General features: G+C 64.9%; 20 protein-coding genes. 7 read left to right on the top strand and 13 right to left on the bottom strand.

What is annotated here, in order from left to right; translation table 11 throughout:
• Window positions 1-11: 11 nt before the first annotated feature.
• A complete protein-coding gene (locus tag ASD94_RS20305) occupies window positions 12-1,217 on the bottom strand; it encodes an acetyl-CoA C-acetyltransferase (protein ID WP_056646902.1) in 1,206 nt (401 codons plus the stop codon).
• Between the two features lie 146 nt (window positions 1,218-1,363).
• Between ASD94_RS20305 and ASD94_RS20300 the strand changes: the two genes are divergently transcribed.
• Window positions 1,364-1,666 carry a hypothetical protein gene (locus ASD94_RS20300; RefSeq protein ID WP_233247264.1) on the top strand — a complete coding sequence of 101 codons (303 nt, stop codon included), beginning with the start codon at window positions 1,364-1,366 and terminating at the stop codon, window positions 1,664-1,666.
• Window positions 1,667-1,738: 72 nt separating this feature from the next.
• Here ASD94_RS20300 and ASD94_RS20295 read toward each other — a convergent pair whose 3' ends face one another.
• The 7 genes from ASD94_RS20295 to ASD94_RS20265 form a co-directional block, all read right to left on the bottom strand.
• Window positions 1,739-2,902 (bottom strand): acyl-CoA dehydrogenase family protein, encoded by a 1,164-nt coding sequence (locus tag ASD94_RS20295; RefSeq protein ID WP_056646896.1) that lies wholly within the window; start codon window positions 2,900-2,902, stop codon window positions 1,739-1,741.
• Between the two features lie 127 nt (window positions 2,903-3,029).
• A complete protein-coding gene (locus ASD94_RS20290) occupies window positions 3,030-4,196 on the bottom strand; it encodes an ABC transporter substrate-binding protein (RefSeq protein ID WP_056646893.1) in 1,167 nt (388 codons plus the stop codon).
• Between the two features lie 124 nt (window positions 4,197-4,320).
• Complete coding sequence (locus ASD94_RS20285) at window positions 4,321-6,177, bottom strand: long-chain fatty acid--CoA ligase (RefSeq protein WP_056646890.1); 1,857 nt, start codon at window positions 6,175-6,177, stop codon at window positions 4,321-4,323.
• Window positions 6,178-6,183: 6 nt separating this feature from the next.
• Window positions 6,184-7,005 (bottom strand): ABC transporter ATP-binding protein, encoded by an 822-nt coding sequence (locus ASD94_RS20280; RefSeq protein WP_056646887.1) that lies wholly within the window; start codon window positions 7,003-7,005, stop codon window positions 6,184-6,186.
• Window positions 7,002-7,841, bottom strand: a complete 840-nt coding sequence (locus ASD94_RS20275) for an ABC transporter ATP-binding protein (protein WP_056646884.1) — start codon at window positions 7,839-7,841, stop codon at window positions 7,002-7,004. Before ASD94_RS20275 ends, ASD94_RS20280 begins: the two co-directional genes overlap by 4 nt.
• A gap of 5 nt (window positions 7,842-7,846) precedes the next feature.
• A complete protein-coding gene (locus ASD94_RS20270; RefSeq protein WP_056646880.1) occupies window positions 7,847-8,923 on the bottom strand; it encodes a branched-chain amino acid ABC transporter permease in 1,077 nt (358 codons plus the stop codon).
• Between the two features lie 9 nt (window positions 8,924-8,932).
• On the bottom strand, window positions 8,933-9,808 hold the full coding sequence (locus tag ASD94_RS20265; RefSeq protein WP_056059365.1) for a branched-chain amino acid ABC transporter permease: 876 nt from the start codon (window positions 9,806-9,808) through the stop codon (window positions 8,933-8,935).
• 279 nt (window positions 9,809-10,087) lie between these two features.
• On the opposite strand from ASD94_RS20265, the gene ASD94_RS20260 reads away from it, so the two are divergent.
• The 3 genes from ASD94_RS20260 (at window position 10,088) to ASD94_RS20250 (ending at window position 12,188) form a co-directional block, all read left to right on the top strand.
• A complete protein-coding gene (locus ASD94_RS20260) occupies window positions 10,088-10,885 on the top strand; it encodes a crotonase/enoyl-CoA hydratase family protein (protein WP_056646878.1) in 798 nt (265 codons plus the stop codon).
• Window positions 10,886-10,990: 105 nt separating this feature from the next.
• The gene (locus ASD94_RS20255) at window positions 10,991-11,476 is read left to right on the top strand and encodes a thioesterase family protein (RefSeq protein WP_056646876.1); all 486 of its coding nucleotides are present in this window, start codon (window positions 10,991-10,993) and stop codon (window positions 11,474-11,476) included.
• A gap of 154 nt (window positions 11,477-11,630) precedes the next feature.
• On the top strand, window positions 11,631-12,188 hold the full coding sequence (locus tag ASD94_RS20250) for a polymer-forming cytoskeletal protein (RefSeq protein WP_056646874.1): 558 nt from the start codon (window positions 11,631-11,633) through the stop codon (window positions 12,186-12,188).
• A 76-nt stretch (window positions 12,189-12,264) separates the two neighbouring features.
• Here the strand turns inward: ASD94_RS20250 and ASD94_RS20245 are convergent, their stop codons facing one another.
• A complete protein-coding gene (locus ASD94_RS20245; protein ID WP_056646871.1) occupies window positions 12,265-12,687 on the bottom strand; it encodes an acyl-CoA thioesterase in 423 nt (140 codons plus the stop codon).
• Between the two features lie 128 nt (window positions 12,688-12,815).
• Between ASD94_RS20245 and ASD94_RS20240 the strand changes: the two genes are divergently transcribed.
• The 3 genes from ASD94_RS20240 to ASD94_RS20230 all read left to right on the top strand — a co-directional run bounded on the left by ASD94_RS20240 (window position 12,816) and on the right by ASD94_RS20230 (window position 16,082).
• Complete coding sequence (locus ASD94_RS20240) at window positions 12,816-14,660, top strand: ABC transporter ATP-binding protein/permease (protein WP_056646869.1); 1,845 nt, start codon at window positions 12,816-12,818, stop codon at window positions 14,658-14,660.
• A 44-nt stretch (window positions 14,661-14,704) separates the two neighbouring features.
• Window positions 14,705-15,637 (top strand): 2-hydroxyacid dehydrogenase, encoded by a 933-nt coding sequence (locus ASD94_RS20235; RefSeq protein WP_056646866.1) that lies wholly within the window; start codon window positions 14,705-14,707, stop codon window positions 15,635-15,637.
• Window positions 15,638-15,743: 106 nt separating this feature from the next.
• Entirely contained in the window at window positions 15,744-16,082 is a 339-nt protein-coding gene (locus tag ASD94_RS20230) for a nucleotide pyrophosphohydrolase (RefSeq protein ID WP_056647634.1), read from the top strand.
• A gap of 23 nt (window positions 16,083-16,105) precedes the next feature.
• Here the strand turns inward: ASD94_RS20230 and dld are convergent, their stop codons facing one another.
• The 4 genes from dld to lldP are packed head-to-tail and all read right to left on the bottom strand — an operon-like array spanning window position 16,106 to window position 21,495.
• Window positions 16,106-17,869, bottom strand: a complete 1,764-nt coding sequence (gene dld / locus ASD94_RS20225; RefSeq protein ID WP_056646863.1) for a D-lactate dehydrogenase — start codon at window positions 17,867-17,869, stop codon at window positions 16,106-16,108.
• Window positions 17,866-19,005 (bottom strand): FMN-dependent L-lactate dehydrogenase LldD, encoded by a 1,140-nt coding sequence (lldD, locus tag ASD94_RS20220; RefSeq protein WP_056646860.1) that lies wholly within the window; start codon window positions 19,003-19,005, stop codon window positions 17,866-17,868. Before lldD ends, dld begins: the two co-directional genes overlap by 4 nt.
• Window positions 19,002-19,781 carry a transcriptional regulator LldR gene (gene lldR, locus ASD94_RS20215; RefSeq protein ID WP_056646857.1) on the bottom strand — a complete coding sequence of 260 codons (780 nt, stop codon included), beginning with the start codon at window positions 19,779-19,781 and terminating at the stop codon, window positions 19,002-19,004. Before lldR ends, lldD begins: the two co-directional genes overlap by 4 nt.
• Before the next feature lie 22 nt (window positions 19,782-19,803).
• Window positions 19,804-21,495 (bottom strand): L-lactate permease, encoded by a 1,692-nt coding sequence (lldP, locus tag ASD94_RS20210; protein WP_056646855.1) that lies wholly within the window; start codon window positions 21,493-21,495, stop codon window positions 19,804-19,806.
• Window positions 21,496-21,848 lie beyond the last annotated feature (353 nt).

The following is a 21,848-nucleotide window of genomic DNA, read 5'->3' as shown; positions in this document are numbered from 1 at the left end:
CTCCTGCCCGTTCAGATGCGTTCAACGATGGTGGCGATGCCCATGCCGCCGCCCACGCACAGCGTGGCCAGGCCGTAGCGCTGGCCCCGGCGGTGCAGTTCGTCAATCAGGGTGCCGAGGATCATGGCGCCCGTGGCGCCCAGCGGGTGGCCCATGGCAATGGCGCCGCCGTTCACGTTGACCTTGTCGTGGGGCACGCCCAGCTCGCGCATGAAGCGCATGGGCACGGCAGCAAAGGCCTCGTTCACTTCAAACAGATCGATCTGGTCGATGGTCATGCCCGCACGGGCCAGTGCCTTCTTGGCGGCGGGCACGGGGCCTGTGAGCATGATGGTGGGGTCGGCACCGCTCAGTGCCGTGGCCACGATGCGCGCGCGGGGCGTGAGGCCGTGGGCCTTGGCGGCGGCCTCGTTGCCTATGAGCACAGCGGCAGCGCCGTCCACAATGCCCGATGAGTTGCCCGCGTGGTGCACGTGGTGGATGCGCTCCACCTGCGGGTAGCGCTGCAGCGCCACGGCATCAAAGCCCATGCCGCCCAATTGCTCGAACGATGCCTTGAGCGCACCCAGGCCTTCGAGCGTGGTCTTGGGCTTGATGAATTCGTCTTCGGCCAGGATGGTCTGGCCGATGAAGTCGCGCACGGGCACGACCGAATTCTTGAAGTAACCCGCTGCGCGCGCGGCGGTGGCGCGGCGCTGCGATTCGAGGGCGAAGGCGTCCACATCGGCGCGGGTGTAGCCGTCCAGCGTGGCGATGAGGTCGGCACCGATGCCCTGCGGCACGAACAGCGTGGCGGAGTTGGTAGCAGGGTCTTGCGCCCAGGCGCCGCCGTCGGAGCCGATGGGCACGCGGCTCATGCTCTCCACGCCACCGGCCACCACCAGGTCCTCCCAGCCGCTTCGCACCTTCTGCGCGGCCAGGTTCACCGCCTCCAGGCCCGAGGCGCAGAAACGGTTGACCTGCACACCCGCACAGCGAAAGTCCCACCCGGCCTTGAGGGCGGCCACCTTCGGCAGCACCGAGCCCTGTTCGCCCACGGGCGAGACGATACCCATGACTACGTCGTCCACCGCCGCCGTGTCAAAGCGGTGGCGCGCTTGCAGCTCGGTCAGCAGGCCCACCAGCAGGTCGATGGGCTTGACCTCGTGCAGGGTGCCGTCCTTCTTGCCCTTGCCGCGCGGGGTGCGCAGCGCATCGAATACATAGGCTTCGGTCATGAATGGTCTCCGGTGGTTTCTCTAAACTTCAAACGGGTATCGTGGTGAGGCAGCTGGGCTGGCCCACGCCGCTACAAGGTGCTTTCTGACGCGGGTGCAGTGGTTTTTGCACTATCTTTCGGCGGTTGCTATCTACATTTCTGGCTATGGAACGAAATACATCCCCTGCATTGCAGCGCATCGCGCGCAGCGCCATCGAATACGACGACACGCGCGACGGGTTTGCGCTGGAGCACCATGTGGTTCTCGCCGCATCCAGCGCGCTGGCGGTGGCGGCCTTCATGGCGCCCAGCCGCAGCTCGGCAGCCATTCGCGGCATTGGCGCAGGCTTGCTGCTGATGCGCGCGCTGAGCGGCAGCCAGGGTGTGCGCTCCTGGCTGAATGTGACTGATCGCCGCCCCGGTGCACCCCTCAGTCCTGAGGAAGCGCGCGCCGCCTGGTATCTGTAACGGCATTCGGCGCCCACTGGGGCGTTGTGACGGGCGTTGTGCACTGCGTGGCTCATGGCGCGGTGCATGCGGCTATTTGCCCAAGCCCATGGCACGCGCGATCACCTCTTTCATGATCTCGTTGGTGCCGCCGTAAATGCGCTGCACGCGGGCGTCGGCATAGGCGCGGGTGATGGGGTATTCCCACATGTAGCCGTATCCGCCGAACAGCTGTACGCATTCGTCCATGACCTTGCACTGCAGGTCGGTCGTCCAGTACTTGGCCATGCTGGCCGTCTCGGTGTCGAGCTGGTCGCGCGCGATCAACTCACAGCATTTGTCCACAAACACGCGGGCCACCTGCACCTGCGTTTGCAGCTCGGCCAGGGTGTGGCGGGTGTTCTGGAACGACGCCACGCTCTGGCCAAACACCTTGCGCTGCTTGACGTAGTCCAGCGTCCAGTCGATGGCAGCCTGGGCTGCGGCCACGGCGGTGATGGCGATCTGCAGGCGCTCCCAGGGCAGCTGCTCCATCAGGCAGATAAAGCCGCGCCCTTCCATGGCGGGGCCGCCCAGCAGATTCTCGGTGGGCACCTTCACGTCGTTGAAGAACAGTTCGGACGTGTCTTGCGCTTTCATGCCCATCTTCTTGAGGCGCTGGCCTTTTTCAAAGCCCGGCATGCCGCGTTCCACCAGCAACAGGCTGGTGCCCTTGGCGCCCGCAGCCGGGTCGGTCTTGGCGACGACGATCACCAGGTCGGCATGCCAGCCGTTGGTGATGAAGGTCTTGCTGCCGTTCAGCACATAGTGGCTGCCGTCGGCGCTCTTGATGGCGGTGGTCTTGATGCCTTGCAGATCGCTGCCTGCAGCGGGCTCGCTCATGGCGATGGCGCCCACCACAGCGCCGCTGGCCATCTGCGGCAGGTACTTTTGCTTTTGCGTCTCGGTGCCGTAGTGCAGGATGTACGGCGCCACGATCTCGCTGTGCAGGCCAAAGCCGATGCCCGTGGTGCCGGCGCGCGCCAGTTCTTCCATCTGCGCCACCGAGTACAGCTTGTCGGCCCCGGCGCCGCCGTATTCCTCGGGAAGGCTCATGCACAGAAAGCCATGAGCGCCTGCCTGGCTCCACACCTCGCGGGCCACGTAGCCCTGGTCTTCCCAGTCGGCATGGTGGGGCGTTACTTCCTTCTCGATAAAGCGGCGAAAGCTGTCAGCAAAGGCCTGGTGGTCGGGCTGGAAGAGGGTGCGTTCGATCATGGTGGGGCAACCAGGTTATTTATGCAAAGTTACTGCTTGGTTAAATTCTGCCACTGACTGAGCCCGGATGCACCCCCTGAAACGCAAAAGCCGCCCGAAGGCGGCTTGATGGAGGTGGTTCAGGCGCTCATGGCTTGACGTAGTCGGAGACCACCTTCCATTTGCCGTCCTGGATCTGCGACAGGCGCGAGAGGTCGCTGCCCAGGCGCTTTTGCGGGCCAAAGGTGCCCTCGGCGCTGCCGAACATGTCGGGCGGGATCACCATGGTGTCCATGGCCTTGATGAAGCTGTCGGTGCTCAGGTTGGGGCCCGCCTTCTGCGCGGCCTTGATGAAGGCGTCGATGGCGTTGTAGCCGTAGACCGAGAACACGGTGGGGTCTTCGTTGAACTTGGTCTTGTACTTGTTGGCCCAGAAACGGATGGGCTGGCTGGCTTCATCCAGGTAGGGGTGTTGCACCGTCATGGTGGCGTACAGCCCATCCATGGGCCTGCCGCCCAGCTTGTGGATGAGGTCGGTGTAGGCGGCGCTGGAGCCCAGGAAGGTGGGGTTGAAGCCCGTCTTGCGCGCCTCGCCAATCGTGCCGATGGTCTCGCGGATGATGGTGCCCAGGATCACGAAGTCGCATTCGGACGACTTCATCTTGGCGACCTGTGAAGAGAAGTCGGTGGCGCCGCGCTTGTACGAGGTCTTCTCGGTGAAGTCCATGCCCATGGACTTGAGTGCCGCCTCGCCGCCGCGCATCACTTCCAGACCAAACTCATCGTCCTGGTAGATGGTGCAGACCTTCTTGGCGCCTTTTTCCTTGATGAGCTTAGGCGCGGCCAGGCGGATCTGGTCGTAGTACGTGGCGGCAAACGAATACTTGAGCTTGTGGAAGGGTTCGTACATTTCCCGTGCAGCGGTGACGGGGAAGAAGTTGATCACGTTCTTGCTGAACTGCACGGGCATGGCGGCCAGGTTCTGCGCCGTGCCGATGTGCGCAATCATCATGAAGATCTTGTCCTGGTTCACGAGCTTTTGCGCAGCCAGCACGGCTTTCTTGGGGTCGTAGCCCGAGTCTTCCACCTTCAGGTCCAGCTTGCGGCCATTCACGCCGCCTTGCTCGTTGGCCTCGTCCACGCGCAGCATCATGCCCAGCCGCACCTGCTTGCCAAACCCCGCCAGCGGGCCCGACAGATCCTGGATGGAGCCCAGCGTGATGGTGTCCTTGCTCACGCCCTGGCTGGGCTGCGCCTGGGCGGAGGCACCGGCCATGGCCACGAGGGCCAGCGCGGCGATGTGATGAAACTTCATGGCACGTCTCCTTCGGTTGGATCGAAACAAAAACGATCGCTCGTTATAGAACGATGCCCGGGGTGGGGCACCAGCACTTTCCCTATCCTGATGGGCGTGGCCTGTGGTTGCGTGACGTGCGCACCTACCGGTACATCGCCTCAATCTGCGGTGCGTACTTCTGCTGCACCAGCTTGCGCTTGAGCTTCATGGTGGGTGTCAGCTCTTCATCCTCGGCTGTGAGCTGGGTGTCGAGCAGGAAGAACTTCTTGATCTGCTCCACGCGGGCGAACTTGGCATTGACGCGGTCAATCTCGGCCTGGATCAGCTCCTGCACCTCGCGCGTGCGGGTTAGGCTGGCGTAGTTGGAGAACGGCACGTCGTTGTCCTGTGCGTACTTCTCCACGTTCTCCTGGTCGATCATGATGATCACCGTGAGGTAGGGCAGCTTGTCGCCAATCACCACCGCATCGGTGATGTAGGGGCTGAACTTGAGTTCGTTCTCCAGCTCGCTCGGCGTGATGTTCTTGCCGCCCGCCGTGATGATGATGTCCTTCATGCGGTCGGTGATGCGCAGGTAGCCATCAGCGTCGATCAGGCCCACATCGCCCGTGTGCAGCCAACCTTCGGGGTCGATGGTTTCGGCGGTTTTCTCGGGCTGGTTGAGGTAGCCCTTGAACACATTGGGGCCACGCACCAGGATTTCTCCCGTGGCGGGGTCGATGCGCACCTCGTTGTAGCTGGCCGCGGGGCCGATGGAGCCGGGTTTGATGCGGCTGGCCGGCACACCGGTGGAGGCTCCGCAGGTCTCGGTCATGCCCCACACCTCCAGCATGGGCACACCCAGCGCCAGGTACCACTTCACCAGATCGGGCGAAATGGGCGCTGCGCCTGTGACCAGAAAGCGCGCACGGTGGATGCCGATGAGCTTGCGCACATTGTTGAGCGCCAGAAAGCGCGCCAGCATGAACTGCGCCTTCAGCAAACCGCCCACCGGCTGTCCGGCCAGCACCAAGTCAGCGATGCGGGTGCCCACGCCAATCGACCAGGCATAGGCCGCCTGCTGCATGCGCGTGGATTCCTTGAGCGCGATCATCACGCCCGAATAGAACTTCTCCCACACCCGGGGGACGGCGGTGAACACCGTGGGTGCGATCTCTCGCACGTTCTCGGGCACGGTGTCGGGGTTCTCCACAAAGTTCAGGCGCGCGCCGGTGTAGAGCGAGAAGTATTCGCCCCCCATGCGCTCGGCGATGTGACACAGCGGCAGAAAACACATGGTCTCGTCGGCCTCACTGCGCGAGATCAGCGTGTTGTAGCCGCGCACGGTGTAGGTAAGCGCGGCGTGCGTGTGCATGGCACCCTTGGGCTTGCCGGTGGTGCCCGAGGTGTAGACCAGGATGGCCAGGTCTTCGGGTCGGCAGGCCTTGACGCGCTGCATCAGCGCGTCGGGGTGTTGTGTATTCCAGGCCCTGCCCAGCTCGCGCAGGCCCGCAAGGCTCAGCACATCGGGGTCGTTCAGGCTGCGCAGGCCTTCCATGTCGAACACCACCACCTTGCGCAGCAGGGGCAGGCTGCTGCGCACTTCCAAGGCCTTGTCGAGCTGTTCATCGTCTTCCACGAACAGCACGGTGGTGCGAGAGTCTTCGCTCAGGTAGTGCACCTGCGCCGCCGCGTCAGTGGGGTAGATGCCATTGGCCACGCCGCCACAACTCAGCACGGCCAGGTCGGCCAGCACCCATTCGATGTTGGTGTTGGACAGGATGGATGCGCATTCGCCCGGCGCAAACCCCAGCGACATCAGGCCGCCCGCAATCTCCCGCACGGCTTCGGCCGTCTGGTCCCAGGTCCAGCTCTTCCAGATGCCCAGCTCCTTCTGGCGCATCCACACGCGCGGGCCACGCTCGGCCACGGCGTTCCAGAACATGGCGGCGATGGTGTCGCCCGCCAGCACGTCGGTGCCTGCGGGCTGGATGTGATTGAGGTCCCAGAGGTTAGACATTTGCGCTTATCTCCAGGTCTTCTTTTTCTTCCAGCGCCGCTCTCCGCGCACGCCGACATCTTTCATCCCAAGGTAGAACTCCTTGATGTCGTCCTTCTCGCGCAGGCGCTCGCAGCTGTCTTCCATCACGATGCGGCCGTTCTCCAGCACATAGCCGTAGTCCGATGCGTTGAGCGCCATGTTGGCGTTCTGCTCCACCAGCAGGATGGTGGTGCCGCGCTCACGGTTGATGCGCACCACGATCTCGAAGATCTCCTTGGTGAGCTTGGGGGACAGGCCCAGGCTGGGCTCGTCGAGCAGGATGAGTTCGGGGTTGGCCATGAGCGCACGCGAGATCGCGAGCATCTGCTGCTGCCCTCCCGAGAGCAGGCCCGCGTCCTGCGCGGCGCGCTCCTTCAGGATGGGGAAGTAGCCGAACACGGTTTCGATGTCGCGCGCCACCGCGTCCTTGTCGGCGCGCGTATAGGCTCCCATTAGCAGGTTGTCGCGCACCGACAGCAGCGGGAACACCTCGCGCCCCTCGGGCACGTGCATCAGGCCCCGGCGCACGATGGCTGCCGGGTCGTTGGCAGTGATGTCGGCGCCCGCGAATTCGATGGAGCCCTTGCGCGGGTCGATGATGCCGCTGATGGTCTTCAGGATGGTGGTCTTGCCCGCGCCGTTGCTGCCCAGCACGGCGGCGATCTCGCCGCGCCGCACCTGCAGGCTCACGCCCCGGATGGCCTTGATGGGGCCATATGCGCTCTCCACGTTCTGCAGGCGCAGCAGGGGCTGGTCGGCGGCGCTGGCTGCCGGGCTGGTGGCGGGGGTGGACAGCACGGCGCTCATGTGCGGACTCCCATGCTGGAACCCGCTGGGCGGCGCAGGTTGCTCACATCGTCGATGGTGCCCAGATAGGCCTCGATCACCCCTGGGTGCGTTTGCACCTCGCGCGGCGTGCCCATAGCCACCACCTCGCCCTGGTTCATGGCCAGCACGCGGTCGGATACCTTGGAGACCAGCGACATGTCGTGTTCCACCATCAGCACCGTGATGCCCAGCTCGTGCTGGATGTCCTGGATCCAGAAGGCCATGTCGTCGGTCTCTTCCACGTTCAGGCCCGAAGAGGGCTCGTCGAGCAGCAGCAGCTGCGGCTCGGTGCACAGCGCGCGCGCGAGCTCCACCACCTTGCGCACGCCGTAGGGCAGGCCGGCCACCATGGTGTCACGGTAGTGCTGCAGGTCGAGAAAGTCGATGATTTGCTCGGCCTTTTCGCGCGCCAGGATCTCGCCTTCGCGCACCTTACGGGTAAAGAACATCTCGGCCCACAGGCTGCTGTGCTGCCGCGTATGGCGGCCGATCAGCAGGTTGTGCAGGACGCTCGCGTGCTCAAACAGCTCGATGTTCTGGAAGGTACGCGCAATGCTCAGGCCCGCCACCTTGTGGGGCGGCTGGTCAGTGAGCGGCAGCATGGCGCCGCCGGGGCCCGCATAGGCAATGGTGCCGGTGGTGGGCGTGTAGATGCGGCTGATGAGGTTGAACACCGTGGTCTTGCCCGCGCCATTGGGCCCGATGAGGGTGAACACCTCGCCGCGCCGCACGTCAAAGCTCACGTTGTTGACCGCCAGCACGCCGCCAAAGCGCACGCTGAGGTTCTGGGCCGAAAGCAGGACTTCGTTGGTCATCGCTGTCATTTCAACCTGTCGGATTTTTGAAAGGACTTCTGCCGCTTGAACAGGCCCTTGCGGTAGAACGGGAACATCTGCAGCCAGGTGCGCACCTTGAGCCAGCGGCCGTACAAGCCCATGGGCTCGAACAGCACAAACGCAATCAGAACGACGCCGTACACCACAGCCTGCAGGCCAGGCGACTGGCCGATGGAGTCTGGCAACCAGTCCTTGCCCAGGGAGATGAGCTGCGGCATGGCGATCAGGAAGATCGCGCCCAGGAAGGCGCCGTGCACTGAGCCCAGCCCGCCGATCACGATCATCAGCAGCAGGTCGATGGACTGCAGGATGTTGAACTGATCGGGTGAGATGAACTGCAGCTTGTGCGCGTACAACGCCCCGCCGATGCCTGCGAGCGCGGCTGATATGGAGAACGACAGCGTTTTGTAGCGCGCGAGGTGGATACCCATGCTCTGTGCCGAAATCTCTGAATCACGGATAGCGACAAACGCGCGGCCCGTGGGCGAGCGCAGCAGGTTCAGGATGGCGAGGGTGCTGACCACTGCAATCACCAGGCACAAGAAGTAGAACGACTCGGTGGATTCGAACGAATAGCCCCCAATCTGCGGCGGCACCAGGTGCTTGCCGGAGTTGCCGCCCGTGACCGACTCCCAGCGCGCAAACACCTCTTCCACAATGAAGCCGAACGAAAGCGTGGCCATGCCCAGGTAGATGCCCTTCACGCGCAGCGCGGGCAGACCCACCACCACGCCCACAGCGGCAGACAGCCCCGCTGCGCAGGCCAGCGACAGCGCAAACGGCCAGCCCATGCCCGTGAGCACGGCCTGTGTATACGCCCCCACGCCGAGGAATGCAGCGTGCCCCAGCGAGAACAAGCCGGTGAAGCCCGCCAGCAGCATCAGTCCCAGGCCCACGATGGCGTAGATGAGCACAAAGGTGAGCTGAGCCAGCCAGTATTCGGGCGCCACCCAGGGTGCGGCGACGAGGGCCAGGCACAGCAGGCTGTACCAGAACACATGTCCGCCATGCTTGGCGAGGCGGATGTCTTGCGCGTACGAGGTCTTGAAGATGAAACGCATGTTTGTCCTTCAGACCTTCTTCCGTAGCTTTTCGCCGAATAGCCCGTTGGGTTTGACCATCAGCATGATCAGCACCACGATGTACGCGGCCGTGTCCTTGAACCCATCGGGCAGGTAGAAGCCCGAGAGCGATTCGACGATGCCGATCACCAGTCCGCCGACGATGGCGCCGGGCAGGCTGCCAAAGCCGCCCACCACGGCGGCCGGGAAGGCCTTGAGGCCGATCAGCCCCATGTTGGCGTGCACGAAGGTGATGGGCGCCAGCAGCAGGCCCGCCACCGCCGCCACCGCAGCGGCCAGGCCCCAGGCCAGGCCGTTGAGCCGCTGCACCGGAATGCCCATGTAATAGGCGGCCAGCTGGTTCTGCGACGACGCCTGCATGGCAATGCCCAGCTTGCTGTAGCGGAACATGGCGAACAGCAGCACGCACAGCACGCCCGTGGCGCCAATCACCACCAGCTGCTCGGCGTTGAGCACCAGCGCACCGAGGCGAAACGACAGGTCCTTGTAGGGCACGGGCAGCGTGTGCGTCTCGGTGCCGATGTTGGGGATCATGGTCACCAGCCCGCGCAGCACGTAGCCGATGCCGATGGTGAGCATGACGATGGAAAACGCGGGCTGGCCGAGGATGGGGCGGATCACGGCGCGCTCCAGCACTACGCCAAAGCAGCCCATGGCCAGGATGCTGGCGAGCACCGCCACCCAGAAGGGAAAGCCCAGCACCGTCATGAGTGCCAGCCCGCAGAAGGCGCCGAGCATCATGAGTTCGCCCTGGGCGAAGCTCACGGTCTCCGTGGCCTTGTAGATGAGCACAAAGCCCAGAGCGATCAGGCCGTAGATGCACCCCTGGGAGACACCGCTGATCAACAGTTGCACAAATTGCACACTGGCTCTCCAGATTGAGACCTGAGCCGGTGGGCGCAAAGCGTGTGGTGACTGGCAGCACGCACTTTGTGAAACCCTGGGGGCACAAGACCTGCAGAATATTTTTACAAAGCGATTGCTTTGCATAAATAATGGTGCACGTGCCCGGCGCATACCGCACTCGGGGCTAACCCTGATGAGCGACTGCCGGTCGGCAGCGGCGCATATTGACGCAGTGCGTGGTGGGGCGCAATAAGGGTTGCGTCCTATCCACCCGGATTCAGCGCACGAGGAGAACCCATGTCCATACAGGTAGAGACCCAGGGTCGTGTCACGCTGGTGACATTGCACCGCCCCGATGTGCGCAACGCGGTGGATGCCGCCACAGCGCAGACCTTGCACGCTGCGTTCGTCGCGTTCGACCAGGATGACAACGCGGACGTGGCTGTATTCCACGGCGCGGGCGGGCATTTTTGTGCGGGGTGGGATCTGCAGTCGGGCGCGCGCCTGCAGGCGCAGGGCGTGTCGCCCGAGGCTTTGGCCGAGGGGTTGGATTTTTCGCCGGGCGAGGCCCAGCCTCTTGGTCCCATGGGCCCCAGCCGCTTGCAACTCTCCAAGCCCGTGATCGCAGCCATTGAGGGCGCTGCCGTGGCTGGCGGCATGGAGCTGGCGTTGTGGTGCGACCTGCGCGTGATGGCCGAGGACGCCTACATGGGCGTGTTCTGCCGCCGGTTTGGCGTGCCGCTCATCGACGGCGGCACGGTGCGCCTGCCGCGCCTCATCGGGCTGTCGCACGCGCTGGACCTGATCCTGACGGGGCGCAAGGTGGAGTCGGCCGAGGCCCTGCGCCTGGGGTTGTGCAACCGCGTGGTGCCTTGCGGGCAGGCGCTGGAGGCAGCACTGGTGCTGGCCCGCCAGCTGGCTGCCTTTCCGCAGGCCACCCTGCGCGCTGACCGCGCCAGTGCGCTCGCGGCAGAGGGGCTGCCCTTGCAGCAGGCTTTGTTGCAGGAGTGGACGGGCGGCCGCGAATGCCTGGCAGAGGCCTTGTGTGGCGCCGTGCGTTTCAGCGCGGGGCAAGGGCGCCATGGCCATTTTTAGGTCAGAATGCCTGAAGGCGCCGGTGTATCAAGCACTGATAGCTATAAAAACAGGAGTCATCGGCCGGGCGGGCGCAGTGCCCCGCAGGGTCGTACACCGCACACCATGAGCAAAACCATCCCCTCACAGCCGCAGGCCTTTGAGCCCGAGTTCATTGCCGGGCTCAAGTCCATCTTTGAAGAAAAAATTGTGTTCAATCAGGTGCTGGGCCTGAAGATCACGTCCCTGGCGCCCGATGGCGTGGCGGGCCGCATCGACATGAAGCCCGACCTGGTGGGCCACTACGCCTACAACCGCATCCACGGAGGTGTGATCAGCGCGGGGCTCGACGCCATGGGCGGCCTGGCGGTGATGGCCGCGATCGGCGCCAAGCACCTGGACGAGCTGCCCGAGCAGCGCCTGCACCGCTTTGCCAAGCTGGGCACCATCGACCTGCGCATCGACTACCTGCGCCCGGGCATTGGCAGCCACTTCGAGCTGCGCGCGCAGGTGCTGCGGCTGGGCTCCCGTGTCGCCACGACGCGCATGGAATTTCTCGGGCCGGATGGCCAGATCATGTCGGCGGGGGCCGCTGCGTACATCGTGTCTTGAGGCGTGCGCCGCAGGATGTAACGGCGGGATGTGTGATCCCGCAAGCCCTGCAAGCGCATGCAACCATCGAACCGTTTGGTTACCGTTCTTGCGTAACGAAGGCATCTTTCACAAGGCACGAAACCTACGATGACTCTCTTTTCAAGGAGATCTGATGGCCGTGCAAAACCCCTTCTTTGGCAAGCGTGAACCCGAGTCGTTCCAACCCCGCAGCAGCACCAGCTCAGGCTCCGTATTGGGGGGCTCTGCGACCAACAGCGTGGCCCCCGTGCAGCCGGTGCCTGCTGCGGCGGCCCCCAAGTCGAGCAGTGCCGGCGACAGCTCGGGCAGCAAGCTCACGGTGGGGCCGAACATCAAGCTCAAGGGCGTAGAGATCACCGATTGCGACACCCTCGTGGTGGAAGGCACGGTCGAAGCCACCATGGATTCGCGCGTGATCCAGATATCGGAGCATGGTGCCTTCAAGGGCTCGGCCGAGATCGACATTGCCGAGATCCACGGCGAATTCAACGGCTCTCTCACCGTGCGCCAGAAGCTCGTGATCTACAGCTCGGGCAAGGTCAACGGCAAGATCCGATACGGCAAGCTGGTGGTGGAAGAGGGCGGTCAGCTGGCCGGAGAGATCGAGGCCGGGTTCTCCGGGTCGTCGTCCAGCAGCACGCAGCGGGCCGCAGCGCCCTTGAGGGCTGAGCCGGCTGCGCTGGTCGCCTGAGACGGTGTGACAAAACGCGCGCCGGAGGGCGCGCGGGCAGGCGCGGCCGGGCATTCCCGCTCGCCCGCTCATTTGATTACGCCGGCGCGTCGTGCTTGGGCACCGGGCGCGGCCTGCCCTGGTCGTCGATGGCCACGTAAGTCAGGCGCGCCTCTGTCACCTTGACATAGCGGCCCTGGTCGGCAAAACGCTCGGCATACACCTCCACCTCCACCGTGACCGAGGTGTTGCCCACCCGCGTGATGGCCGAGAAGAACGACAGGATGTCGCCCACGCGCACAGGCTGCTTGAAGATGAACTCATTGACCGCCACCGTGGCCATGCGGCCCTGCATGTAGCGCGCTGGCAGCACGGAGCCCGCCAAGTCCACCTGCGCCATCACCCAGCCCCCAAAAATATCGCCGTTGCCATTGGTATCCGCAGGCATGGGGATGACCTTGAGCACCAGTTCCTTGTCGTTGGGTAATGCGGCGGGTGGTGGGCTGAAAACGGCAGACATGGGCACAATCTCGGTTGGGGCTGAGCCAATTCTTGGAGGAACCTGGGGTTTCACAAGCGGCTCGCCCGCAAAAACCACCTTGGCATCAGCCGGGTCGGTAAAAACAACAGCAACCGGAATTGTCCCCCATGCGCCACCACGGCGAAACCGCCCCTACTGCGCCCGGTGCCACCCCCCATGGCGCGGCCGCCAGCCCCGTGCCCGTCCAATCGGACTGGGCCACCCTGCACCGGCTTCTGCCCTATCTGTGGCAATACAAATGGCGCGTGATTGCCGCCATCGTCTTCATGGTGGGCGCCAAGCTTGCCAATGTGGGCGTGCCCATCCTGCTCAAGACGCTGGTCGATGCCATGAGCCTGAAGCCGGGCGACCCTGCCGCGCTGCTGGTGGTGCCGGTGGGGCTTCTGGTGGCCTATGGCGCGCTGCGGCTGTCCACGTCGCTGTTCACCGAGCTGCGCGAACTGGTGTTCGCCAAGGCCACGCAGGGCGCGGCGCGCTCGATTGCGCTGCAGACCTTTGAGCACCTGCACGCGCTGAGCCTGCGCTTTCACCTGGAGCGCCAGACCGGTGGCATGACGCGCGACATCGAGCGCGGGGTGCGCGGCATCGAGTCGCTGATTTCGTTCTCGCTGTTCAACGTGTTTGCCACGCTCATCGAAGTGATTTTGGTGTTGAGCGTGCTGGCCGTGAAGTTCGACGCGTGGTTTGCCTGGATCACACTCACCGCGCTGGTGCTGTATATCGCCTACACCGTGCTGGTGACCGAGTGGCGCACCAAGTTCCGCCGTGAGGCCAACGAGTTCGACTCGGCGGCGCACTCCAAGGCCGTGGATTCGCTGCTCAACTACGAAACCGTCAAATACTTCAACAACGAAAGCTTCGAGGCGCGCCGCTACGACGAGAGCCTGGAGCGCCTGCGCCGCGCGCGGCTGAAGAGCCAGACCACGCTGTCCATGCTCAACACCGGCCAGCAGCTCATCATCGCCGTGGGCCTGGTGGCCATGCTCTGGCGCGCCACGCAGGGCGTGGTCGATGGGCGCATGACGCTGGGCGACCTGGTCATGGTCAACGCGTTCATGATCCAGCTCTACATCCCGCTCAACTTTCTTGGCGTGATCTACCGCGAGATCAAGCAGAGCCTGACCGACCTGGACAAGATGTTCACGCTGATGGACAAAGAGCGCGAGGTGGCCGACGCCCCCGGCGCGCAGCCTCTGGCCGGGCTGGACCAGCCCACCGTGCGCTTCGAGGATGTGGTGTTTGCCTATGACCCCAAAGGCGGGCGCACCATCCTGCAAGGCATCAGTTTCGAGATTCCGGCAGGCAAGACGGTGGCGGTGGTCGGGCCCTCGGGCTCGGGCAAGAGCACTCTGGCACGGCTGCTGTTCCGCTTCTACGACATCCAGCAGGGCCGCATCACCATCGCGGGGCAGGAGATCCGCAGCGTGACGCAGGCCAGCGTGCGCCAGGCCATTGGCATCGTGCCGCAGGACACCGTGCTGTTCAACGACACCGTGGCCTACAACATCGCCTATGGCCGCCCCGGCGCCAGCCAGGATGAGATCGAATCTGCCGCCCGCGCCGCGCGCATCCACGACTTCATCGCGAGCACCCCCAAGGGCTACGCCACCATGGTGGGCGAGCGGGGGCTCAAGCTCTCGGGCGGCGAAAAGCAGCGCGTGGCGATTGCGCGCACGTTGCTCAAGAACCCGCCCATCCTGATCTTTGACGAGGCTACCAGCGCGCTGGACTCCGCCAACGAACGCGCCATCCAGGCCGAGCTGCAGGGGGTGGCGCAGAACAAGACCACGCTGGTGATCGCGCACCGCCTGTCCACGGTGGTGGACGCGCACGAGATCCTGGTCATGGACGCCGGCCGCATCATCGAGCGCGGGACGCACGCACAGTTGCTGGCCCTGGGGGGGCGCTACGCGAGCATGTGGTCCCTCCAGCAAAGCGACGCGGCCGCTTGAGGCGTACCCGCATTTCTCTCTTTTTCTATCTCGATATTTGACCCATGAAGCCTGTCCTCCTCGCCCTCATGTTCCTGTCTGAAGAGCACATCGCCCAAATGGCGCAGACCTTCGAGGTGATCTACGCCCCCGACGCCGCCCAGGCAGCAACCGCCATTGCGCAGCACGGCGGCCGTGTGCGGGTGGTGCTCACCATCGGTGCCGTGGGCCTGAGCCCTGCGCAGATCGATACCTTGCCTGCGCTCACGCTCATCTGCGCGCTCGGCGCCGGTTACGAGAGCGTGGCGGTGGACTACGCCAAGGCCCGTGGCATCGTGGTGGCTACGGGTGCTGGCACCAACGACGACTGCGTGGCCGACCACACCTGGGGCCTGCTGATCGCCGCGCAGCGCCGCATCCTGCCGCTGGACAAGGCCACGCGCGCAGGTGTGTGGCGCACGGCCCTGCCGCTGCCCCCCAACGTCTCGCACAAGCGCCTGGGCATCATCGGCCTGGGCACCATCGGCAAGAAGATTGCGCAGCGCGCGCTGGGCTTCGAGATCGAGGTGGGCTATCACAACCGCAGCGCCCGCACCGATGTGCCATACCGCTACTTTGCCGATGTGACGGCGCTGGCCGAGTGGGCGGACTTTCTCGTCGTCGCCACGCCCGGCGGCGCGGGCACCAAGCACTTGGTCAACGCTACGGTGCTCAACGCGCTGGGCCCGCGTGGCGTGGTGGTCAACATCGCACGCGGCAGCGTCATCGACACCGCCGCCTTGGCCGCCGCGCTGCGCGAAGGCCGCCTTGCCGCTGCGGGCCTGGATGTGTACGAGAGCGAACCCTTGCCCCCGGCCGAGCTGCTGGGCCTGGACAACGTAGTACTCACGCCCCATGTGGCAGGCTGGTCACCCGAGGCGGTGCAGAACTCGGTGGACCGCTTCATGGAAAACGCCCGCCGCCACCTGGCGGGCGAGGCGCCCGTGACGCCGCTATGAGCATAAAAATGCCCTGTAGTGCTAGTGAATCAAGTGCAAGCAGCTATGAAATGCATAGTGTTTACGTTCTGCAGTTCGCTGGCGGCGCCAGGGGCGTGGCATGACGCTGGACCTTGCTGACCTGCAGCAGCGCCTGCGCGCCTTTGCCGCCGCCCGCCAATGGCAGCCGTACCACACGCCCAAGAACCTGGCCATGGCGCTGATGGTGGAGGCGGCCGAGCTGCAGGAGCTGTTTCAGTGGCTCACGCCCGAGCAGTCGCAACACCTCACCGCCGACCCCACGCAGAAAGAGCGCGTGGGTGAGGAGATGGCCGATGTGCTGCTGTATCTGCTGCAACTGGCCGACCACACCGGCGTGGACCTGCGCGATGCGGTCGAGCGCAAGCTGGTGAAGAACGCGATCAAGCACCCCGCACCGCCCGCTGGCCCGGCTTCGGTCGATTGAGCCCCGCCGGGCAGCGCCCGCACTCAGGCGTTCTCTGAGTACCCCTTGGGCCAGCTGTTGCTGGCGTGGTTGCACTCCTGCCAATCGCGCCCGCGCGGGGTGTGGCCGATGCCGGGGTTGAAGGTGTTGGTCGGGTCCAGCGATTGGTAGAAGCCCGCCAGCGCAGGTTTTGCCACGTAGAGGTGGCCCACGTTGTGTTCGGCGGGGTACTCGGCGCGGCGCTCGTCCAGCAGCTCCCACATGCGGTGCTCCATGGCCAGCGGGTCCACGCCCTTCTTCACGATGTAGTCCTGGTGGAACACATGGCAGAAGAAGTGGCCGTAGTACAGCTTGTGCACCACATTGCGCTCCACGTCCTGCGGCAGTTGTTCCACCCATGCGCGGTCGTTGCGGCGCAGCGCAATATCGAGCGCCACGATGTCTTCGACCTCGCTGCGGTGCACCTCGCGGTAGCGGATGGCTGCGCCTGCAATCGCAAAGCGGTGCAGGAAGGCCTTGCGCCCTTCGTCGGCATCGCACTCAAACCAGCCGCCCTGGGTGCTGTGGGCAAAGTGCTCTGTCAGGAATGCCCGGGTGGCTTCCACCTGGTCGTTCGATACGCGCACCAGCAGATGGTGCTCGTACAGATCGCGCCACTGCCGCACACGCCGGGGCAGGTGGCTGGGCAGCAGGCGGGTCACGGCCTGGATGGCGTGGTCCACAAAACCGCGCAGGCCGATGCGTTCAAAGAAGCCGTCGAACCGGCTTTTGAGCGCAAAGGCCGCAGGCACGCGGGCAGTGCCAAAGCGGTCGATGAGCAAAAAGGTGTCCTTACCGTACTTCTCGCCAATGTCGAACGCCGTGCGGTGGATGTATTCACCCGCAATGGGCGGGCGGGGCAGGGCGGTGAGCAGGTGGCGGCGCACGGCGGTGAGGTCTTCGGGCGCGTTGCTGCCGATGTAGAACACCGTGCTGGGTTCTTTGGGGAAGGTGTCCAGCCGCACGGCAAACAGGCACACCTTGCCCGCAGAGCCCGAGGCCTCAAACAGGCGCGAAGGGTCGGCATTGAAGCGGGCGGGGCTGTCTGCGTCCACGGCGCGCACGTCCTGCGCATAGCGGGCGTCGGATGCGGCGCGCTCGGGCTCGTGGCGCACGTCGGCTTCGGTGTAGCTGCCGTTTTGCAGGCGGGTCAGGATGTCTTCGGGCGTCTGGCCCAGCTCGATGCCCAGGTGGTTCACCAGCTCCAGCGTGCCGTCGTCACGCACGCGGGCGTACAGCGCCAGTTCTGTGTAGGCCGGGCCGCGTCGCACCAGCGCGCCGCCCGAGTTGTTGCAGATGCCGCCCAGCACCGAGGCGCCGATGCACGACGAACCAATGACCGAGTGCGGCTCGCGGTTGAAGGGGATCAGTGTCTGTTCCAGCCGGTCGAGTGTGGCGCCGGGCAGGCACACCACCTGCTCGCCGCCGCGCACCACCTGCACACCTGCAATGCGCAGCGTGTTGATGAGCACGATCTCGCGGTCGTACTGGTTGCCGTCAGGCGTGGAGCCACCGGTGAGGCCGGTGTTGGCCGCCTGCATGATGACGATGCGGTCGGCCGCCACGGCGGCCTGCAGCACCTTCCACTGCTCCAGCAGCGTGCCGGGGCGCACCACGGCCAGCACCGGGCCTTCGCCCGTGCGGTGGCCTTTGCGAAAGCGTCGGGTGGCCTGGTCGTCGGTCAGGACGTGGGCGGCGCCCACGGCGTCGCGCAGTTGCGCCAGCAGGGCCTCACGGGAGACAGGGGAGATGGGTGTGGCGGCGCTCATGCTTCGCGCACCAGCAAGTCAGCGGAGATGTCGGCCACCTTGGCCACGCTGGTCAGTGTCATGGCCACGCGCATTTCCTTTTCCAGCAGCTCCAGCAGGTGCTTGACGCCTGCCTCGCCAGCGGCAGCCAGCGCATAGATGTACGCGCGGCCGATCATGGCGCAGTCGGCGCCCAGCGCAATGGCGCGCACCACGTCCAGCCCGTTGCGGATGCCCGAGTCGGCCAGGATCTTGATCTGGCCCTTTACCGCGTCGGCAATGGCGGGCAGGGCGCGGGCCGACGACAGCACGCCGTCGAGCTGCCGGCCGCCATGATTGGAGACGATGATGCCGTCCGCGCCAAAGCGCACGGCGTCCTTGGCGTCCTCGGGGTCGAGGATGCCCTTGATGACCATCGGCCCCTTCCAGAAGGCGCGGATCCACTCCAGGTCTTTCCACGAAATGGAGGGGTCGAAGTTGGCGCTGAGGTAGCCCATGTAGTCCTGCAGGCCCGTGGGGCTGCCCCGGTAGGCCGAGATGTTGCCCAGGTCGTGCGGGCGGCCCAGCAGGCCCACGTCCATGGCCCAGCGCGGGTGCGTCATGGCCTGCCAGTAGCGGCGCAACGGCGCATTGGGGCCGCTCATGCCCGAATGCGCGTCGCGGTAGCGGGCGCCGGGCACGGGCATGTCCACGGTGAACACCAGGGTGGTGCAGCTGGCGGCCTGCGCGCGTTCCAGCGCGTTCTGCATGAAGCCCCGATCTTTCAGCACGTATAGCTGGAACCACATCGGGCGCTTGATCTTTGGCGCCACTTCCTCGATCGGGCAGACCGACACGCTGGACATGGTGAACGGAATGCCATGCGCATCGGCAGCGCGGGCGGCCTGCACTTCGCCGCGGCGGCGGTACATGCCGGTGAGGCCCACGGGCGACAGGGCCACGGGAATCGAGAGTTTCTCGCCAAACAGCTCGATGCTGGTATCGAGTCGGCTCATGTCCTTGAGCACGCGCTGGCGCAGCGCGACGGCGGCCAGGTCATCAACGTTGCGGCGCAGCGTCTGCTCGGCGTAGGCGCCACCGTCGATGTAGTGGAACAGGAAGGGTGGGAGAAACTTTTGCGCCGCTGCGCGGTAGTCGGCGCTGGAGGAGATGATCACGATGGCTCTCTTATGTCGGGGGCTAGATCAAGGGGCAGGCGCATGGATCGTTCGCGCCTGGCGCGGTCTTCGTCCATGCGCTGGATGGTGGTGCGCACATGCTCCAGGTGTTCGCCAATGCATGCGCGCGCGCGCTGCGGGTCACCGTCCAAAATGGCCTGCATCAGCGCCTGGTGCTGCGCCGTGAGCGCCTGCAGCGTGACGGGGGCACTCAGGCGGAACATGTCGTGCCGGTTGCGCTCCACGGTGGACAGCACCACGGTGAACAGGCTGTGCATCACCTGCACCAGCACCAGGTTGTGCGAGGCTTCGGCAATGGCCAGGTGGAACTGCGCGTCGGCGCGTGCTGCCAGTTCGGCGTGGCCGCCTTGCTGGTGCTGCAGCATCACTTCAAAGCAGCGCTGGATGTGGGCTTTGTCCTGGGCGGTGGCGCGCTGCGCGGCCAGCCAGGCGGTGCTGGTTTCCAGTGCGTGGCGCGTCTCCAGCACGTCGTAGCGGTAGTGGGGATCGGATTCGATCAGGCCCGCCAGCGGCACCATGGCTTCTTGCAACCACTCCGCCGGTTTGTTGGACTGCTGCACGTAGGTGCCATCGCCGCGGCGGGCTGAGAGCACGCCCTGGCTGGTGAGCTTCTGGATGGCTTCGCGCACCGAGGTGCGCGACACCCCCAACTCCTCGGCCAGTTGCCGTTCGGCGGGCAGCTTTTGTCCGGGCTGCAGTCCGCGTTCTTGCACGAGGGCAAGCAGTTTTTCGACAACGTGATCGGCCAGGCGCATGGGGGCTCTCAGATTCAGGGTTTCAATGACCCGGAATCATCCACGTAAACACATAGGCTTGCAGCGTGCAGAGGATGCCGATGATGGCGGCGAACACCAGGCTGTGCTTGACGGTGAAGCGGAACAGGTCCGATTCCTTGCCCGCCAGGCCCACGGCGGCGCAGGCGATGGCGATGGACTGGGGCGAAATCATCTTGCCGGTGACGCCGCCGGTGGTGTTGGCCGCCACGGTGAGCACTGGGGGCAAGCCCAACTGAGTGGCCGTGGTGGCCTGCAGCGCGCCAAACAGGGCGTTGGCCGAGGTGTCGGAGCCGGTGAGGAACACGCCGATCCAGCCCAGGAAGGGCGAGAAGAACGTAAAGGCCTTGCCCGTGTGGGCCAGCGCCAGGGCCAGCGTGGCCGACAGGCCCGAGTAGTTGGCCACGAACGCAAAGGCCAGCACCATGCCAATGGAGTAGATGGGGATGACCAGCTCGCGCACGGTCTCGCCCAGCGTCACCGCGGCCTTGGCGGGGGAGAAGCGGGCAAAGGCGATGGTCAGGATGGCGGCGATCAGGATGGCGGTGCCGGTGGCGGCCAGCCAGTTGAAGGTGTACACGGCGCCGTAGGGCGTGGCCTGTGCGACCACCGGCGGCATCTTGGCAACCAGCTTGTCCAGCATGGGCACGGGGATGTTGATGATGGTGGAGGCCAGGGGGCCGCCTGCGGCAAACAGCGCCTTGAAGGGCTTGATGCTCCAGATCGTGACCATGCCGGTCAGGATGATGAAGGGCGACCAGGCCTTGACGATGGCGCCTGCGGTGAGGGGTGCCTGTGCTTTGATCGAAGGGGTTGCACGCTTGGTGGCGGCTTGGCTTTGGGGCGCACCGTCGCTGTCCTCAAAGCGGAAGATGCGCTTGGGCTGCCACACCTTGAGGAAGGCTGTCAGGGCAATCAGCGAGACGATGGCCGAGGTGATGTCGGGCAGCTCGGGGCCAATGTAGTTGGCGGTCAGGAACTGCATCACGGCGAACGAGCCGCCGCCCACCAGCACGGCAGGCCAGGTCTCCTTCACGCCGCGCCAGCCGTCCATGATCGCCATGATCCAGAACAGCACCAGGATGGTCATGAAGGGCAACTGGCGCCCGGCCATCTGGCCGATCAGGAACGGATCGATGCCCGACACCTGCCCGGCCACGATGACTGGAATGCCCATCGCGCCAAAGGCCACGGGGGCGGTGTTGGCGATCAGGCACAGGCCGGCAGCGTACAGCGGCTTGAAGCCCAGGCCCACCAGCAGCGCAGCGGTGATGGCCACGGGGGCGCCGAAACCGGCCGCGCCTTCCAGGAAGGCGCCGAAGCAAAAGCCCACCAGGATGAGCTGCAGGCGCTGGTCGTGCGTGACCGAGAGGATGGAGCTGCGGATCACATCAAACTGCCCGGTCTTGACCGACAGCTTGTACAGAAACACGGCCGCCACAATGATCCAGGCGATGGGCCACAGGCCGTAGAAGAAGCCATACACGGCCGAGGCCAGTGCGGCGCTCACGGGCATCTTGTAGAACAGCAGCGCCACGCCCAGTGCCAGCAGCACCGTCACGGTGCCCGCCTGGTAGCCCTTGAGTCGCAGCTTGGTCAGTGCCAGAAAGAAGAAAACGATGGGGATGAGGGCTACGAGCGCGGACAGCCAGATGTTCCCGGCCGGGTCGTAGTTTTGTTGCCAGAGGGTTTGCATAACGGTCAGTGAGGCATTGAAACGCAGCCAGGGACTAGGGGCCCATGGCTTTCTTCACCGCAGTGGATGCGCCGCCTTGGGGGCGGCGTTGTCTCCGGCCATTGGCCCTGCAGGTCGGGAGCCTGAGGGCTGGGTGGGCATGAAGACAGGCAGAGGCCGCTCGGTCTTCACTGGCAGACGATGGATTAAATTGGTATGACCAAAAATAGCCAATCCGTGCGAATTGGTTGTATTTTCAGTGTTCTATAGCGGTGATATTTATAGGGTAAATACTTAGTAGCGGCCATTTGCTTTGCATTTTGGTTATTGGTCGTACCAATAATGATGCGAAGGCACTCGAGTTAGGCGTGGGG

The sequence above is a fragment of the Acidovorax sp. Root70 genome (assembly GCF_001428225.1).
Lineage (GTDB): Bacteria > Pseudomonadota > Gammaproteobacteria > Burkholderiales > Burkholderiaceae_C > Acidovorax.
Note: the sequence above shows the minus strand (reverse complement) of the source record. Positions and strands in the feature narration are given on the sequence as shown.

What these genes read in the sequence shown, in the direction of transcription:
- ASD94_RS20305 (WP_056646902.1), bottom strand. Translation starts at nt 1,217, where the DNA reads ATGACCGAAGCCTATGTATTCGATGCGCTGCGCACCCCGCGCGGCAAG.
- ASD94_RS20300 (WP_233247264.1), top strand. Translation starts at nt 1,364, where the DNA reads ATGGAACGAAATACATCCCCTGCATTGCAGCGCATCGCGCGCAGCGCC.
- ASD94_RS20295 (WP_056646896.1), bottom strand. Translation starts at nt 2,902, where the DNA reads ATGATCGAACGCACCCTCTTCCAGCCCGACCACCAGGCCTTTGCTGAC.
- ASD94_RS20290 (WP_056646893.1), bottom strand. Translation starts at nt 4,196, where the DNA reads ATGAAGTTTCATCACATCGCCGCGCTGGCCCTCGTGGCCATGGCCGGT.
- ASD94_RS20285 (WP_056646890.1), bottom strand. Translation starts at nt 6,177, where the DNA reads ATGTCTAACCTCTGGGACCTCAATCACATCCAGCCCGCAGGCACCGAC.
- ASD94_RS20280 (WP_056646887.1), bottom strand. Translation starts at nt 7,005, where the DNA reads ATGAGCGCCGTGCTGTCCACCCCCGCCACCAGCCCGGCAGCCAGCGCC.
- ASD94_RS20275 (WP_056646884.1), bottom strand. Translation starts at nt 7,841, where the DNA reads ATGACCAACGAAGTCCTGCTTTCGGCCCAGAACCTCAGCGTGCGCTTT.
- ASD94_RS20270 (WP_056646880.1), bottom strand. Translation starts at nt 8,923, where the DNA reads ATGCGTTTCATCTTCAAGACCTCGTACGCGCAAGACATCCGCCTCGCC.
- ASD94_RS20260 (WP_056646878.1), top strand. Translation starts at nt 10,088, where the DNA reads ATGTCCATACAGGTAGAGACCCAGGGTCGTGTCACGCTGGTGACATTG.
- ASD94_RS20255 (WP_056646876.1), top strand. Translation starts at nt 10,991, where the DNA reads ATGAGCAAAACCATCCCCTCACAGCCGCAGGCCTTTGAGCCCGAGTTC.
- ASD94_RS20250 (WP_056646874.1), top strand. Translation starts at nt 11,631, where the DNA reads ATGGCCGTGCAAAACCCCTTCTTTGGCAAGCGTGAACCCGAGTCGTTC.
- ASD94_RS20245 (WP_056646871.1), bottom strand. Translation starts at nt 12,687, where the DNA reads ATGTCTGCCGTTTTCAGCCCACCACCCGCCGCATTACCCAACGACAAG.
- ASD94_RS20240 (WP_056646869.1), top strand. Translation starts at nt 12,816, where the DNA reads ATGCGCCACCACGGCGAAACCGCCCCTACTGCGCCCGGTGCCACCCCC.
- ASD94_RS20235 (WP_056646866.1), top strand. Translation starts at nt 14,705, where the DNA reads ATGAAGCCTGTCCTCCTCGCCCTCATGTTCCTGTCTGAAGAGCACATC.
- dld (WP_056646863.1), bottom strand. Translation starts at nt 17,869, where the DNA reads ATGAGCGCCGCCACACCCATCTCCCCTGTCTCCCGTGAGGCCCTGCTG.
- lldR (WP_056646857.1), bottom strand. Translation starts at nt 19,781, where the DNA reads ATGCGCCTGGCCGATCACGTTGTCGAAAAACTGCTTGCCCTCGTGCAA.
- lldP (WP_056646855.1), bottom strand. Translation starts at nt 21,495, where the DNA reads ATGCAAACCCTCTGGCAACAAAACTACGACCCGGCCGGGAACATCTGG.